General features: G+C 70.1%; 14 protein-coding genes, 2 tRNA genes and 1 other RNA gene. 7 read left to right on the forward strand and 10 right to left on the reverse strand.

The genetic code is table 11. The features are described 5' to 3' along the window. The 3 genes from ACFQ3T_RS26885 to ACFQ3T_RS26895 form a co-directional block, all read left to right on the forward strand. Positions 1-1,123, forward strand: a 1,123-nt coding sequence (locus ACFQ3T_RS26885; protein WP_380727159.1) for an ATP-dependent helicase C-terminal domain-containing protein, incomplete at its 5' end; no start/stop codon positions are given. A 611-nt stretch (positions 1,124-1,734) separates the two neighbouring features. Then, the gene (locus ACFQ3T_RS26890; RefSeq protein WP_380727161.1) at positions 1,735-1,992 is read left to right on the forward strand and encodes a hypothetical protein; all 258 of its coding nucleotides are present in this window, start codon (positions 1,735-1,737) and stop codon (positions 1,990-1,992) included. A gap of 196 nt (positions 1,993-2,188) precedes the next feature. Continuing rightward, on the forward strand, positions 2,189-2,770 hold the full coding sequence (locus ACFQ3T_RS26895) for a TIGR04141 family sporadically distributed protein (protein WP_380727163.1): 582 nt from the start codon (positions 2,189-2,191) through the stop codon (positions 2,768-2,770). Between the two features lie 45 nt (positions 2,771-2,815). Here the strand turns inward: ACFQ3T_RS26895 and ssrA are convergent. Further along, positions 2,816-3,188, reverse strand: a transfer-messenger RNA (tmRNA) gene (gene ssrA / locus ACFQ3T_RS26900). A gap of 167 nt (positions 3,189-3,355) precedes the next feature. On the opposite strand from ssrA, the gene ACFQ3T_RS26905 reads away from it, so the two are divergent. Continuing rightward, positions 3,356-4,603 (forward strand): sensor histidine kinase, encoded by a 1,248-nt coding sequence (locus ACFQ3T_RS26905; RefSeq protein WP_380727165.1) that lies wholly within the window; start codon positions 3,356-3,358, stop codon positions 4,601-4,603. Beyond that, positions 4,591-5,235 (forward strand): response regulator transcription factor, encoded by a 645-nt coding sequence (locus ACFQ3T_RS26910; protein WP_380727168.1) that lies wholly within the window; start codon positions 4,591-4,593, stop codon positions 5,233-5,235. The genes ACFQ3T_RS26905 and ACFQ3T_RS26910 overlap by 13 nt, the downstream gene beginning before the upstream one ends. On the opposite strand, the gene ACFQ3T_RS26915 is transcribed toward ACFQ3T_RS26910, so the two are convergent. The 6 genes from ACFQ3T_RS26915 to ACFQ3T_RS26940 are packed head-to-tail and all read right to left on the reverse strand — an operon-like array spanning position 5,222 to position 9,931. Further along, positions 5,222-6,055: an amidohydrolase family protein gene (locus tag ACFQ3T_RS26915; protein WP_447009953.1), complete on the reverse strand. Its 834-nt coding sequence runs from the start codon at positions 6,053-6,055 to the stop codon at positions 5,222-5,224. The genes ACFQ3T_RS26910 and ACFQ3T_RS26915 overlap by 14 nt on opposite strands. A gap of 14 nt (positions 6,056-6,069) precedes the next feature. Then, positions 6,070-6,546 (reverse strand): SsrA-binding protein SmpB, encoded by a 477-nt coding sequence (smpB, locus tag ACFQ3T_RS26920; RefSeq protein WP_380727171.1) that lies wholly within the window; start codon positions 6,544-6,546, stop codon positions 6,070-6,072. A gap of 29 nt (positions 6,547-6,575) precedes the next feature. Beyond that, complete coding sequence (ftsX, locus tag ACFQ3T_RS26925) at positions 6,576-7,478, reverse strand: permease-like cell division protein FtsX (protein WP_380727174.1); 903 nt, start codon at positions 7,476-7,478, stop codon at positions 6,576-6,578. A 53-nt stretch (positions 7,479-7,531) separates the two neighbouring features. After that, positions 7,532-8,221, reverse strand: a complete 690-nt coding sequence (gene ftsE, locus ACFQ3T_RS26930) for a cell division ATP-binding protein FtsE (RefSeq protein ID WP_380727176.1) — start codon at positions 8,219-8,221, stop codon at positions 7,532-7,534. Positions 8,222-8,278: 57 nt separating this feature from the next. Further along, a complete protein-coding gene (prfB, locus tag ACFQ3T_RS26935) occupies positions 8,279-9,379 on the reverse strand; it encodes a peptide chain release factor 2 (RefSeq protein WP_380727178.1) in 1,101 nt (366 codons plus the stop codon). 51 nt (positions 9,380-9,430) lie between these two features. Continuing rightward, positions 9,431-9,931 carry a PadR family transcriptional regulator gene (locus tag ACFQ3T_RS26940; RefSeq protein WP_380727180.1) on the reverse strand — a complete coding sequence of 167 codons (501 nt, stop codon included), beginning with the start codon at positions 9,929-9,931 and terminating at the stop codon, positions 9,431-9,433. 379 nt (positions 9,932-10,310) lie between these two features. Between ACFQ3T_RS26940 and ACFQ3T_RS26945 the strand changes: the two genes are divergently transcribed. Then, complete coding sequence (locus tag ACFQ3T_RS26945) at positions 10,311-10,508, forward strand: hypothetical protein (RefSeq protein WP_380727182.1); 198 nt, start codon at positions 10,311-10,313, stop codon at positions 10,506-10,508. Positions 10,509-10,561: 53 nt separating this feature from the next. Here ACFQ3T_RS26945 and ACFQ3T_RS26950 read toward each other — a convergent pair. The 3 genes from ACFQ3T_RS26950 to ACFQ3T_RS26960 all read right to left on the reverse strand — a co-directional run bounded on the left by ACFQ3T_RS26950 (position 10,562) and on the right by ACFQ3T_RS26960 (position 14,012). Beyond that, positions 10,562-10,635 (reverse strand) — tRNA-Met (locus tag ACFQ3T_RS26950). 251 nt (positions 10,636-10,886) lie between these two features. Further along, positions 10,887-10,960 (reverse strand) — tRNA-Met (locus tag ACFQ3T_RS26955). Between the two features lie 103 nt (positions 10,961-11,063). Further along, positions 11,064-14,012, reverse strand: coding sequence for a UPF0182 family protein (locus ACFQ3T_RS26960; RefSeq protein ID WP_380727188.1), 2,949 nt, complete (start codon positions 14,010-14,012; stop codon positions 11,064-11,066). A gap of 130 nt (positions 14,013-14,142) precedes the next feature. Between ACFQ3T_RS26960 and ACFQ3T_RS26965 the strand changes: the two genes are divergently transcribed. Continuing rightward, positions 14,143-14,685 carry a PPA1309 family protein gene (locus ACFQ3T_RS26965; protein WP_380727184.1) on the forward strand — a complete coding sequence of 181 codons (543 nt, stop codon included), beginning with the start codon at positions 14,143-14,145 and terminating at the stop codon, positions 14,683-14,685. Positions 14,686-14,747: the final 62 nt, after the last annotated feature.

The raw sequence follows: 14,747 nt of genomic DNA on the forward strand, positions 1-14,747 counted from the left end.
GACGGCGCGGGCGTTGCCGGACGGCGCGGCGGCCGTCGGCGCGCGCAGGGCGGCCGAGGTCGTGGCCCTGCTGGACGACGACCGGGCGAGCTCCGGCATCGAGCTGACGACCCGCGACGCCGACCCCCGCGAGGTCCGCCGCCTGTCCGCGCTGGTCAGCGCCCCCGCGTCCCCGACGTCCCCGACTGCCCAGACTTCCGCCGACCCGGCCCTCGTCGTCGCCCTCGCGTACCCGGAACGCCTGGCCCGCCGCCGTTCCCCCGGTTCCCCGGTGTACCTGATGGCCGGCGGCACGGCGGCCGAGCTGCCGCCGGGCAGCGGCCTGGCCGACGCCGAGTGGCTGGCCGTGGCCGTCGCCGACCGCGAACCGGGCCGCACGCACGGCCGCATCCGACTCGCCGCGCGTGCCGACGAGGAGTTGGCGGTCGCCGCCGCGGCCACGCTCCTCGCCGACGTCGACGACGTCCGGTGGGACGGCGACGTGGTCGCGAACCGGCTGCGCAAGCTGGGCGCGATCACGTTGTCCAGCAAGCCGTTGCACGACCGCGAGGCGACCCGGCGCGCGCTCCTGGAAGGCCTGCGCACCGAGGGTCTCGGGCTCCTCCGCTGGGACGCCGACGGCCTGCGGACCCGGGAGCGGATGGCCTTCCTGCACCGCGTGATCGGCGACCCGTGGCCGGCCGTGGACGACGACGCGCTGCTGGCCGTGGTGGACGTCGGCGACGCCCGCCGCAAGTCCGACCTGGCCCGGATCAGCGGTGAGCACGTCGTCCGACAGCTCCTCCCCTGGCCCGCCGCCGCCCGCTTCGACGACCTCGCCCCCGACCGCCTCGAAGTGCCTTCGGGGTCACGCGTCCGGGTCGACTACTCCACCGGCGACCCGGTGCTGCCGGTGAAGGTCCAGGAGGTCTTCGGCTGGACCGAGACCCCCCGCCTGGCCGACGGCCGCGTCCCCGTCGTCCTGCACCTGCTCTCCCCCGCCGGCCGACCGGCCGCCGTCACCGGCGACCTGGCGTCGTTCTGGCGGACGGGCTACCCCCGGGTGCGGGCGGAACTGCGCGGCCGCTACCCCAAGCACCGCTGGCCGGAAGACCCGCTGACCGCCCCCGCCGCCCGCCGCTGACTCGCGGGATACCGGCGCGTCCGCCGTCATCGGCGAGTGGATCGCCCGGCGCGGTGAACGGTTCGACCGCCGGCGATGACCAGGGCGGACCGGTCGGCCACAGCGTTCTTTGATCTTCGGCCACGGCCCCGAACCCCAGTTGAGAGGAATTCCCGTCACCAATCTCGGATGATATTCACTCGATCGTGTGACCCGACATCGTTGACATTCCCCCCGAACTGATCGGTAGGTCAACTGCACGTATCGGGCGGTGGAAACCCTCGATCTGCTTCACCCATCGGTTGAACCACACGGCCCACACCGCTCGACGCAGCCGGATGTCCGTTCGGCGACGGAACAACGTCCGAGAGGCATTCCGCCTCGTTGGGAAGCCTCCGATCCGGCATGCTTCATAACGGCGTCACCGTGCGCCGTGGCAGAAATGGGAACGCGGCCCCCTGTTGGCGCAGGAGGCCGCGCGACGTCCCGACCGCATCTCCCTGGCCTAGCAACCAGAAGACTGTTCGGAGGAACAACTGTTGAGTGTAGAGCTGTACCGGCGGCCAAATCCAGGTTTTCCACCACCACGGCCGGGTGGTTCCGAAGCCGCGGGCGGTCGGCTCACGGTCCTCGTGCACCTCGTGCCGGACGGCGGCGCCGCCGTCCGGGAGCCGGGCGCCGCGGCGCGTGAGCCGGCGCCCGTCGCCGCCAAGCCCTTGACCAGCGTTGTCGCAGCTCACCGCCGCACCCGCAGGCTTCTCGGCTTGGCCGTCCCCGGTGTCGTCGCCGTGGTGCTGTGCCTCGGCGCCTGGTCGGTCGTCCCGCTGGCCGTCATCGCCGTCGCCGCGATCGTGACGTTCAGCGAGTCGTCCACCGGCGCCTCCGCCTGACCGACCGCACCTGCACCCAACAGCACGCACCGCGCGATTCCGTTCCGTGCTCCCAGCACGTCGAACGCCGCGCTCGTGCGATTACCAGAGAAGGATTCGAACTTTGGCACGTCAGCCGTACCCGACCGCTCCGACGACGGTCTACCGCCACCGCGGCGGCTCAGCACTTCGGGACTACGTGAAATTCCACTCCGACGTGAGCACCGAGTACGACGGCCCGATCACGATCAACGGCGCGCGAAGCCACTGGGTGGCGGAAACCCGCGTGGTCGACAGCCCTCTCCGGGCGGAGCACGTCATCCGCATCAGTGACCAGGAGTTGGCGCTCACGAGCAGCGCGCCCTTCATCTGCCTCGACAAAAGCCGCGCCCGCACGCCCATGCACCCGGAGTTCGAGCTCGCCGGCGTCATCGGCCCCGACGACGAGCGGGTGCACGTCAAGTGGCTCACCCGCGCCACGGCGGCGAGCCACCTGGTCACCCGGGCGCGGGTGTCGGCCTGGGCGCGGCGCCTTGAGCCGGCGGCGTTGGAGCAGCTGGACGCGAAGGTGAACACGCTGGACGGCCGCAGGCGCGTCACCGAGCGCTCGAGGGTGGTGGTGCCGGCCATCGCCGGGCGGCGGTGGGACGTGGCGCGGCTCTTTGCGCTCTCGCCGGTCGAGCCGCTGCGGCTTAACGAGGACCCGCGCCACCACGGCGTCGAACCGCGGTTCGCCGACCTCCCGTTCGTCGCGAAGCGGAAGGGAGCGGCGAGGCCGGCGGACGGCCAGGCCGCGTAAACGCCGAAGCGGCCCCCGTCCTGAAGGAAGGGGGCCGCTCCGCGGTGGTGGAGGTGCCGGGAATCGAACCCGGGTCCTCTGCCGTCTCAACAAGGCTTCTCCGTGCGCAGTCCGCTACACCTCTACTCGGCCCCGGTGATCACGCGGACAAGTCACCGTGATGAGCCCAGCCACTGTGGGTGTCCCGACCGTTCCCCGTGGCCGGGAACGGTGGTGAGCCTCCTAGCTGATGCCGGCGACCGGAGCGGAGGCGCCCCCGGGCCGACAGCGTCGCTCCTAGCCTCAGGCGGCGAGGGCGAACGCGCGCTGGTCGTTAGACTCGGCGCTTATTGGTTTGCGATGACGCTTGCGGTGGTCTCTCGCCTGCACCGGCACGCTTCCCTTGAATCAACGCACAAAGTCGAAACCGTTCACCCCCGTGTCGTGGGTCCTGCTCCGCACAGCATAACGCCCCGCGCACCCCGGTTCATTCCCATTACGGTGGTAGGGCTGTCCCCACCCCCCGCCGACCGGCGGACCTGATGGTTCCGGCCACACGTTCGGGCGATGCTGGTCGGGCACATCCAGCCTCGGGAGTGGGGGAACATGGCAACGCGGGTCAACCCGGGCATCGTCAGGATCAGCGGGTACTTCCTGCTGAACCTGGTCACCGGCATCTTCTGGTTCGTGCTGCTGGTGACGCTGGGCGCGGTGAGCGCGGCCACCGCCGTGATCTGGGTCGGCCTGCCGCTGGGCGTGCTGACGCTGGTCCTGGCGCGCGGCGCGGCGAACGCCGAACGGGCCTGGCTGCGGGCGACGCTGGGCGTCGACATCCCCCGCCCGCACCGCCCGCTGGAGGACGGTGCGGTGAAGCGGGCCAAGGGCATCGCGCGGGACCCGGCGACGTGGCGCGACCTGTCCTACTGGCTGATCATGCTGCCGCTCGGCGCGGTCGAGTTCGCGCTCACGGTGGCGGCCTGGTCGGTCGTCGCCGGCACGGTGTTCCTGCCGTTCTACCAGCACTGGATGCCGGCGACGTGGGAGGTGGACTTCGGCGGCGGCACCGTGTGGCTGATCGACTCGTTCGCCAAGGCGCTGCCGGTCACGGTCCTGGGCCTGGTGCTCGGCTTCCTCGCCCACCGGATGCTCAAGGCGATGGCCGGGGGCCACGCGGCGCTCGCGCAGTCCCTCCTGGGCCCGTCCCGCTACGGCGTGCTGTCCGCCGAGGCGCAGCGGCTGTCGGCCAGCCGGGCGCGCGGCGTGGAGGCGGCCGAGGCGGAACGCCGGCGCATCGAGCGCGACCTGCACGACGGCGCGCAGCAACGCCTGGTCGCCGTGGCCATGGGGCTCGGCCGGGCGCGCACGAAGATGGAGAGCGACCCGGACGGCGCCCGCGAGCTGATCGCCGAGGCCCACGCGGACGCCAAGCTCGCCATCTCGGAGCTGCGCGACCTGGCCCGCGGCATCTACCCGTCCGTCCTGGGCGACCGGGGGCTGGACGCGGCGCTGTCGTCGCTGGCCGCGCGCTCCCCGATCCCGGTGCACGTCTCCGTGGACGTCGAGCCGCGCCCGCCCACGGCGGTCGAGAGCACGGCGTACTTCACCGTCGCCGAGTCGCTGACGAACATCGCCAAGCACTCCGGCGCGACCGAGGCGCACGTCACGGTGACCCGCACGGAGGACTCCGTGGTGGTGGAGGTCACCGACAACGGCCGCGGCGGCGCGGAGGTGCGCCCGGGCGGTGGCCTGGCGGGCCTCGCGGACCGGGCTGCGACGATTGACGGCGTGGTCGTCGTGGTGAGCCCGCTCGGCGGGCCGACTGTGATCCGGACGGAGCTGCCGTGCGCGTGGTGATCGCGGAGGACTCGGTCCTCCTGCGGGTGGGGGTGCAGCGCCTGCTGGCCGACGAGGGCATCGAGACGGTCGCGGCGGTGGAGGACGGCGACGCGCTGCTCGCCGCGATCGAGGAGCACCGCCCCGACCTGGCCGTGGTGGACGTCCGCATGCCCCCGACGTTCACCGACGAGGGCCTGCGGGCGGCGATCGAGGCGCGCAAGCGGGTGCCGAACCTGCCGGTGCTGGTGCTCTCGCAGTACGTCGAGGAGCGGTACGCGGTGGAGCTGCTGGCGGGCGGCGCGAACGGCGTCGGCTACCTGCTGAAGGAACGCGTGGCGGACGTCTCGGAGTTCGTGGCCGCGGTGCGCCGGGTCGCCGACGGCGGCACGAGCATCGACCACGAGGTCATCACGCAGCTGATGGTGCGGTCGAAGCGCAACCCGGTCGACTCGCTCACCCAGCGTGAGCGCGAGGTGCTGGGGCTGATGGCCGAGGGCCTGTCCAACGGCGCGATCGCCGCGTCGCTGGTCGTGTCGGACGGCGCGGTGGAGAAGCACGTCGGCAACATCTTCGCCAAGCTCGGCTTGGAACCGAGCACGTCGGAGCACCGCCGGGTGCGCGCCGTGCTCGCCTACCTCAACCTGGGATAGCCAGCAGCCGGGCGCCGTTGTCGTGCAGCACGGCCCGCAGGAACGGCTCGCCCAGCCGGTCGTCGGCGGCCGCCCAGCTCTCGATCGCGTCGAGCTGCACGGAGTAGTCGTACGGGATGTTCGGGAAGTCCGAGCCGAGCACCACCCGGTCGGTCACGTCGACCAGCCGTGACGCCCAGTCACGGGGCAGCGCCGCCTGAGCCTCGGTGAACGGCACGCCGACCATCGTGGTGTCCAGGTGCACCCCGTCGTACCGCCCGACCAGGTCCAGCGCGCCCAGGTAGTCCGGCATCCCGGCGTGCGCGAGCACCGCCACCAGCGACGGGTGCCGCCGCAGCACGTCCTCGAACACGTCCAGCCCCGTGTGCGCGCCCGGCACCGGCCCGTGCCCGCAGTGCACGACCACCGGCACCCCCGCCTCGGCCAGCAGGCCCCACGCGCCGTCCAGCGAGCGCGGGTCGTACCCGCCGACCTGCACGTGCGCCTTGAAGCACCGCGCGCCCGCGGCCAACGCCCGCGCCACGTACCCCTCGACGCCCGGCTCCGGGTACAGGGTCGCGGTCGGCACGGCGCCGTCGACGCGGGCGCCGAAGTCCAGCGCCCAGTCCGTCAGCCACTCGCCCATGCCCGGCTTGTGCGGGTACACCAGGGGCGCGAAGCCGATCACCCCGAACGAGCGCAGCACGGCCAGCCGCTCGTCCTCGGGCAGCCGGTACCGGATCGACCAGTCCACGCCGTAGTGGCGGGACGCCTCGTCGAAGAACGCCCACACCTTGTCGAGCACGCGCTGCGGCATGAAGTGCACGTGCACGTCGACCAGGCCGGGCAGCCCGTTCAGTAGCGCCCCTTCAACGCGCGGCCGTGCGCCTTCTGGATCTCCCGCTGCGCGTCGCGCTTCGCGAGGTCCTGCCGCTTGTCGTACGACTTCTTGCCGCGCGCCAGGGCGAGCTCGACCTTGACGTACCCGTCCTTGAAGTACATCGACAGCGGGATCAGCGACAGACCGCTCTCCTTGGTCTTGCCGATCAGCCGCTCGATCTCGTTCTTGTGCAGCAGCAGCTTGCGCTTGCGGCGCACCTCGTGGTTGGTCCAGGTACCCGCCACGTACTCCGGGATGTGCAGCGCGTGCAGCCAGATCTCGCCGTCGTCCACCTGGGCGAAGGCGTCCACAAGGGACGCCCGGCCCATGCGCAGGCTCTTCACCTCGGTGCCGACGAGCACGACACCCGCTTCGTAGGTGTCGAGGATGGTGTAGTCGTGCCGAGCCTTGCGGTTCGACGCGATCACCTTCTGACCGCGTTCCTTGACCATGGGGAAACCTTACGTGAGCACGCCAGCGGTTAAAGGCGCACGTACAACCGCAGCGTGACGTACCCGGTGAGCGCCGAGATCAACACCGCCACACCCAGCAGGATGGGCGAGATGACCAACACGTCCAACATGCCGATGCGCGGCAGGATTCCCGACGTGAACAGGTCGCCGAACACCCGGTCCACGGCCGCGGCCTGGGCGAGGATCAGGAACCCGACGCCGACGACGGCGCCGATGATGCCCGCGACCACCGCCTCGATGAGGAACGGCAGCTGGGTGTACCAGCGGGTCGCCCCCACCAGGCGCATGATGCCGACCTCGGTGCGCCGCGTGAACGCCGACACCTGGATGGTGTTCGAGATCAGCAGCAGCGCCGCGAACGCCTGCAGCGCCGCCAGGCCGAGCACGAGGTCCCGCAGGCCGTTCAGCACGTCGAACAGCCTGCTCAGGAACTCGCCCTGGTCGTTGACGGACTTCACGCCGGCCTTGCCGTTGAACGCCTGCGCGATCACGTCGGCGCGCTCGGGGTCCTCCAGGCTCACCCGGAACGTGGCCGGGATGGCCTCCGGACGGGCGAGCTTGACCAGCTCGGGCTGCGCCTCGAAGATCCGCTTGAACCGCTCGAAGCCCTTCTCGCGGTTCTCGTAGACGACCGTCTTGACCCCGGACGTGGTCTCCAGCTGGCTGCGCAGGCCCGCGCACGGCTGCTGCGTGCAGTCCTGGTCGTTCGCGCTGACGTCGTTGGTCAGCAGCACGGACACTTCGAGCTTGCCCTGGTAGTTGTCCTGCATCTTGTCGACCACGCGGACCGCGAGCAGGCCGAGGCCGAGCAGGAAGAGCGAGATCGCGGTCGTGAGGATCATCGCGATGGTCATCGTGACGTTCCGGCGCAGGCCGGTGACGACCTCGCTGAACACGAAGCTGGTACGCATCGGGGGGAACGTTCCTCAGGGTCGGGGGGTGAGGGGGTCCGGCGGCCTCGGGCTCAGCGGCCCACGCCGTAAACACCCCGCGCGTCGTCGCGGATGATCCGGCCGTGGTCGAGCTCGACCACGCGGCGGCGCATGGAGTCGACGATGGAGTGGTCGTGGGTGGCCATCAGCACCGTCGTGCCGGTGCGGTTGATCCGCTCCAGCAGCAACATGATGTCCTGGCTCGTGTCGGGGTCCAGGTTTCCCGTCGGCTCGTCGGCGAGCAGGACGAGGGGTCGGTTGACGAACGCGCGGGCGATCGCCACCCGCTGCTGCTCGCCACCGGACAGCTCGTGCGGCATCCGCTCCGCCTTGCCGTCGAGGCCGACCAGCTGGAGCACCTCGGGCACCACCTTGACGATGGTGTTGCGCGGCTTGCCGATGACCTCCAGCGCGAACGCGACGTTCTCCGCCACGGTCTTGTTGGACAGCAGCCGGAAGTCCTGGAACACGCAGCCGATGGACTGGCGCAGGCGGGGGACCCTGCGCCGGGACATCTTGGCCACGTCGAAGTTCGACACGTACACGCGGCCCTTGCTGGGCACTTCCTCCCGCAGCAGGAGCCGCAGGAATGTCGACTTCCCGGAGCCGGACGGCCCGATGAGGAACACGAACTCGCCCTTGTCCATCTCGACGGAGACGTTGTCGAGTGCGGGGCGCGCCGAGCTCTTGTAGACCTTGGACACGTGTTCGAGGCGAATCACGAGGGGCGAGTGTACTCGTGGCCTGGGTAAAGCTTCCCTCTCACCCGGCTTGACCGATCAGGACTGCCGCTGCTTGCGCCACCGGATGCCGGCTTCGAGGAAGTCGTCGATCTCCCCGTCGAGGACCGCGGACGGGTTGCCGACCTCGTGCTCGGTGCGGAGGTCCTTGACCATCTGGTACGGGTGCAGCACGTAGTTGCGCATCTGGTTGCCCCAGCTGGACCCGGTGTCCTTCAGGGCGTCCATCTTCGCCTGCTCCTCCTGGCGCTGCCGCTCGAGCAGCTTCGCCTGGAGCACGGCCATCGCGGTGGCCTTGTTCTGCAGCTGCGAGCGCTCGTTCTGGCAGGAGACCACGATGCCGGTCGGGATGTGCGTGAGGCGCACCGCCGAGTCGGTCGTGTTGACGCCCTGGCCGCCGGGGCCCGACGAGCGGTAGACGTCGACCCTCAGGTCCTTCTCGTCGATGTCGACGTGGTCGGTCTGCTCGACCACCGGCACCACCTCGACGCCCGCGAACGACGTCTGCCGGCGGCCCTGGTTGTCGAACGGCGAGATGCGCACGAGGCGGTGCGTGCCCTGCTCGACACTCAGCGTGCCGTACGCGTACGGCGCCGAGACGCGGAACGTGGCGGACTTGATGCCCGCCTCCTCCGCGTAGGAGGTGTCGAAGACGTCCACGCCGTAGTTGTGGCGCTCCGCCCACCGCGAGTACATGCGGAGCAGCATCTCGGCGAAGTCCGCGGCGTCGATGCCGCCCGCCTCGGCCCGGATGGTGATCAGCGCGTCGCGCTCGTCGTACTCCCCGGACAGCAGGGTGCGGACCTCCAGCGAGGAGATCTCCTCGCGGAGCTTGGTCCGCTCGGCGTCGGCCTCGGCGATGCTGCCCGCGTCGTCCTCGTCCTCGCCCAGCTCGTAGAGCACGCCGAGGTCGTCGAGGCGGTCCCGCAGGCCCGTGATGCGGCGCAGCTCGCCCTGCTTGTGCGAGAGCTGGCTGTTGACCCGCTGCGCCGTCTCCTGGTCGTCCCAGAGGTCGGGCCGGGCCGCCTGCTCCTCCAGATCGGCGACCTGCGCGCGGAGCGAATCGAGGTCCATCACCGCCTCGATGCTCGCGAGGGTGGCGGAGAGGTCCTTGATGTCTGCTTCGACGTCGGGGTTCACGTCCAAAGATTACGCCGGCACCGGTCGCGGAGCGCGACCGGTGGGCGCGCCTCAGGCCGTGGGGATGGCGTCGAGCAGTTTCAGGACGGCCTTGGCGTGGGCCAGGCCGAATTCGGCGACCGCCTTGGCGTAGGCGTCCTCGGCGGTCTTGACAGCGGTCTTCGCGGCCTCCTGCTGAGCGCCGTAGCTGGCGCGCGCCGAGTCCACGAGCCCTTGCCGCTGTTTGGCGGTCAGGGAGCCCGCGTGCACCATCCGCAGGATCAGCGGACTGCGCAGGTGGTCCGGTCCCGGCTCGGAGAGCAGCCAGTTCTTGAACGCCTTCTTGCCCGCCGCCGTGAGCACGTACTGCTGGCTCGAGCGCGGTCCCTGCTTGCCGAGGCGAAGCAGGCCGGCGTCCGCCAGCGCGGGCAGCTCGCGGTAGACCTGGCTGCGGGTGACGCTGAAGAACGCGCCGAAGCGCTCTCCGGCCTCAGCCACGAGCTGGCCACCGGTCTTGGGTCCGTCGTGCAGCAGCCCGAGCAGGGCCGCCGCCGTCGCATTCAGGTCCGACACACCACCAACGGTGCCACGCCTCACGCGAGCTGTCCACAATGGTCAGCCGTTCTGTCCACTGTGGCTGATCACGGGCTAGTGGAGTTGGGCCAAGCGGAGCAACGGGAAACATCGCTGCGTAACCGCCGGCTGATCAACGCCACGCGTTCGGCCGCTTGACCGCATTTGTCCACACCAGTTGGAAATCCATTGAGCGCCAAGGGAAACCGCCTCACGACCTTCACTCGAACGGCAGCGCGGAGTCACGCGCAGCGTTCGACACGCCCCGACGGGGCCGGCGCCCGATAGCACAACCCGGTGATGTCGTCCTCTCGACGTGGCAAACACGTCGGGTGGTGGGACCATTACCCCGGGTGTTCGTTCGACTGGGAGGTCAGCTGTGGGCATCAAGTGGACGACGGGGACCAAGGTGGTGCGCAACGCCCGCGCCTGGGCGTCGGGCACGATCCCGGACCAGGCGGGCAAGGACGAGTGCATGGTGTGCGGCAAGCACATCCGCAGGCACCGCACGGTGAGCGGCGAGGGCCGGGTGTGCTCGCTGACCTGCGCCCAGTACTGGGCGGAGAACATGACCTGACAAGCGCATAGCAAAAGGCCCCCGGAGAAATCTCCGGGGGTCTTTCACTTTCGTAGCGGGGACAGGATTTGAACCTGCGACCTCTGGGTTATGAGCCCAGCGAGCTACCGAGCTGCTCCACCCCGCGCTGTAAGGACAACTATACACGCCCCGAAAACCACTTTCACACGGGGGTCCCAAACCACATTCCCCCAGCTCACACCACATTCCGACCGGCACATCCCCACTCACCCGCACCGACTGGGGGGCAAGGGGGCAACGCCCCCCAGGGGGTGCAGGGGGCGAAGCCCGCCTGCCCGGGGTTTGGGGGTCGGACCCCCAATGCAAATGCGGAAAAGCCCTGCCCGTGATCTCCACGGGCAGGGCTCTCCGACTTTGTAGCGGGGACAGGATTTGAACCTGCGACCTCTGGGTTATGAGCCCAGCGAGCTACCGAGCTGCTCCACCCCGCGCTGCATTTAGAACTCTACGCCGTGGTTACCGGGGAATGCAAATCGGGTGGCCTGGACGTGTCCCAGGCCACCCGATCGCGGTATCACCGCAGGTCGAAGAGGGTCAGCCGGTCGGCGTCGTCGGCGGGGCCGAGGACGTGGTCGCGGCGCTGGCCGTCTCGAACCTCTTCGTCGCGTCGTCGAGCGCCTTGTACGCGGCGCCCAGCTCGGCGAAGTCACCGCTCGTTTGCGCCGCCTTCACCCGCGCCAAGGCCGCCTGGATGTCCCGCACGGCCTGCTGGACCTCCGTGCCGCCCTGCTGCCCGTTCGCGGGCGGAGGGGGCGTGGCGGACGGCGTGGACGCCGGCGGCTGGCCGGAGGTGTCCTGGCCCGGCACCTGGGCCGCCGCGCCGGTCAGCACCTCTTCCAGCGCCTCGCTCAACGTGGGCGCGTAGCCCACCTTGTCGCCGAAGCTGACCAGCACCTTGAACAGCTGCGGGAACTGGGTGTTCTGGCTGGCGCGCTCGATGTAGATGGGCTCGACGTAGAGCAGGCCGCCACCCACCGGCAGCGTGAGCAGGTTGCCGTAGACGACCTTGGTCTGGCGCTGGGTGAGCAGGTTCAGCTCACCGCTGACCTCGCCGTTGGTGAGGAACGTGGTCTGGATCTGCTGCGGACCCTTGGCCTCGTTGTTCAGCGTGAGGACGCTGATCTTGCCGTAGTTGTCCGGATCGGACCTGACCGTCACGTACGACGCCATGAACTCGCGGTTCAGCCGCACCAGCGCGCTGGTGAGCTGGAAGCTGACCTTGTTCGGGTCGCCGGTCGGGTCGCCCGCCAGCACGTAGAACGGCGGCTGCCGGTCCCGCTGCTGCTGGACGCCCTGCTGCTGCGCCTCGACGGTGGTGGCGTTGTCGATGGTCGGGTCGGACGGCACGGACCAGAACGAGACGCCGGAGTAGAAGTCGTCCGGCTTGTCCACGTGGTACTCGGACAGCATCTCGCGCTGGACCTTGAACAGGTCCTCCGGGTAGCGCAGGTGCTCGCGCAGCGACTGCGACATCTCGCTGTTCGGCTTCACCGTGCCCGGGAAGACACCCATCCACGCCTTCAGCACGGGGTCCTTGTCGTCCATCTCGTACAGCGACACGGTGCCGTCGTAGGCGTCCACAGTGGCCTTGACCGAGTTCCGGATGTAGCTGATCTCCCGGTTCGGCTGCTGCGCGACGCCCGGCAGCGAGTCGTTCGTGGCGTCGCCCAGGGCGGTGCGGCGCGCGTACGGGTACTTGTCGAGCGTCGTGTAGCCGTCGACGATCCACGTGATGCGCCCGTCGACGACGGCCGGGTACGGGTCGCCGTCCACGGTCAGCCACGGCGCCACGTCCTCCACGCGCTCACGCGGGTGGCGGTTGAAGATGATCCGCGAGTCGTCGCCGATGGCCGAGTTGAACAGGATGTTCCGCTCGCCGTAGGCGGCGGCGAAGACCAGCTTGTTGAACAGGCCGCCGATGCGGACGCCGCCCTTGCCGTCGTACGTGTACGACGAGCCGTCGGTGTCGTACTCGCCCGGCGCGCCCTCGCCGCGGCCGCCGACGATGGCGTAGTCGCCCGCGGAGCCGAGCTCGCCGAAGTAGGTGCGCGGCTGCTGCACGCCGAACGGACCCGGCTTGACCTTGCCGTCCTGGCCGACCTCGGTCACCTCGAACACCGGGTAGCCGCCGTTGCCGCCCTCGTCCGCGGGCGAGTTCACCTTGCTGGCCTCGGCGAACACCATGCCGTTGCCGTGGGTGTAGATGAGGTGCTGGTTGATCCAGTCGCGCTGGCCGGACGGGATGCCGGCGCTGTACAGCTCGCGCACCGCCACGATGTAGTCCTGGACCTGCTCGTTCACCTTGTACCGGTCGACGTCGAGCTTGTCCGGGAAGGAGTAGAACGGCCGCAGCTGCTGGAACTGGGTGAACGTCTTCGAGATGACGGCCGGGTCGAGCAGCCGGACGTTGCCCAACGTCGCCTGGTCGCTCTTCAGCTCCTCCAGCGAGACGTTCTGCTTGCCCGCGTAGGGCTTGCTCTCGACCTTGTCCGGTGTCAGCCCGAACGCCTGTCGGGTGGCGTCGATGTTGCGGCTGATCGAGTCCGCTTCCTTCTGGATGGCGTTCGGCTTCACCGAGAACTGCTCCAGCACGGCGGGCCACGCCGCGCCGACCAGGATGCTCGACAACACCAGCAGCACGGTCGCGATGGCCGGCAGCTGCAGGTTGCGCAGCACCGCGCCCGCGAAGAACGCGATGGCGCAGAAGACCGCGATGAACAGCAGGATCAACTTCGCCGGCAGCACCGCGTTGAGGTCGGTGTACGTGGCGCCGTGGAACTTGTTGTTCCGGTCCGAGAACAGCAGCGTGTACCGGTCGAAGAAGTACGCGACCGCCTTGAGCAGCACGAACACGCCGGCCACGATCGCCAGGTGCGTGCGCGCGGGCCCGGACAGCTGGCCGCCGCGACCGGCCAGCCGGATGCCGCCGAACAGGTAGTGCGCGACCACCGCGGCGACGAACGCCACCGCCGTGGCGATGAACAGCCAGGACAGCAGCCACGTGTAGAACGGCAGCTCGAAGGCGTAGAAGCCGATGTCGCGGCCGAACTCCGGGTCGGTCGTCCCGAACGAGGTGGCGTTGAGGAACAGCTGGACGATCTGCCACTCGCCCTGCGCCGAGGCGCCCGCGATCAGGCCGACGATCACCGGCAGGCCGATGGCGAACAGCTTCATCCGCCTGCTGACGACCGCGCGGTAGCGGGCCACCGGGTCGTCCGGCCCGGACACCGGCACGAACACCGGCCGGCTGCGGTAGGCGAGGATCAGGTTGATCGCGACGAGACCGCCCACCAGCAGGCCGACGGCGAGGAACAACCCGAACCGGGTCGCGAGCACCGTGGCGTAGACGCTGCGGAATCCGACCTCGCCGAACCAGAGCCAGTTGACGTAGGTGCCGAGCAGCCTTGAGCCGGTGATCATACCGACCAGGACCACCGCACCGACGATGAGCAGAATCCGGCTGCGACGGGACAGCCTGGGCAGTCCGACCGGGGGCCGTGTGGCCACGGGGCACGCTCCTGGATCGCGGTAGTGGCGTTCGTACGTTCTGTCCAACTCTACGGAGGCCGCCGAGGGTTCCCCGTTCGGTCGTCCGTTTCGGGCGGATGGGAGCATGACGGACGTGTCAGCCAGTGAAACGCCGCCCGTGGTGCTGCCCGCTGTCGCCCGCGAGGTCGAGGAGTTCGTGTCCACCGCCGGGTGGAACCAGCCGACCCAGCTGTTCGCGCTGGTCCCGACCGCGGAGCTGCTGGCCCAGCAGCCGGAGTTGGCGGGTCAGCTCGATCCGGAGTCGTCGCCGCTGACCCCGATCGCGCAGGACTCGCTGCCGGACGCCGAGCTGGACCGGGCGCTGGCCGGGATCGTGTGGCCGGAGGTCGTGCACGGCTGCGCGCTCGCGCAAGAGATCGTCGTGCTGCCGCCGGACGCCGAGGCGCAGCTGACCGAGCAGGAGCTGGACGACGAGGAGGCGCGCCGGTTCGCCGCCGAGCACCCCCAGCGCCGTGAGGCCCGGCTGGTGGCGGCGGTGCTGCGGGACGGCTCGGCGGCGTGCGTGCTGCGCCTGCGCGGCAGCGTCGACGTGCCGGAGGAGGTCGTGGCGCACCCCGAACTGGCCCCGAACCTGACCCGCGCCTTGCTGGAGACCTTGCGGGACTAGCCGAGCGCGGGACTAGCCGAGCGCGGGCCCGCCGAGCGCGGGCCGGCCGGGCGCGGGCCGAG

It is taken from the genome of Saccharothrix hoggarensis (assembly GCF_042678885.1).
Taxonomy (GTDB): Bacteria; Actinomycetota; Actinomycetes; order Mycobacteriales; family Pseudonocardiaceae; genus Actinosynnema; species Actinosynnema hoggarensis.

Bases quoted from the DNA above. Each gene is read 5' to 3' on its own strand.
- smpB (WP_380727171.1), bottom strand. From the start codon at position 6,546: ATGGTCAAGGAACGCGGTCAGAAGGTGATCGCGTCGAACCGCAAGGCT.
- ACFQ3T_RS26965 (WP_380727184.1), top strand. From the start codon at position 14,143: ATGACGGACGTGTCAGCCAGTGAAACGCCGCCCGTGGTGCTGCCCGCT.
- ACFQ3T_RS26905 (WP_380727165.1), top strand. From the start codon at position 3,356: ATGGCAACGCGGGTCAACCCGGGCATCGTCAGGATCAGCGGGTACTTC.
- ftsX (WP_380727174.1), bottom strand. From the start codon at position 7,478: ATGCGTACCAGCTTCGTGTTCAGCGAGGTCGTCACCGGCCTGCGCCGG.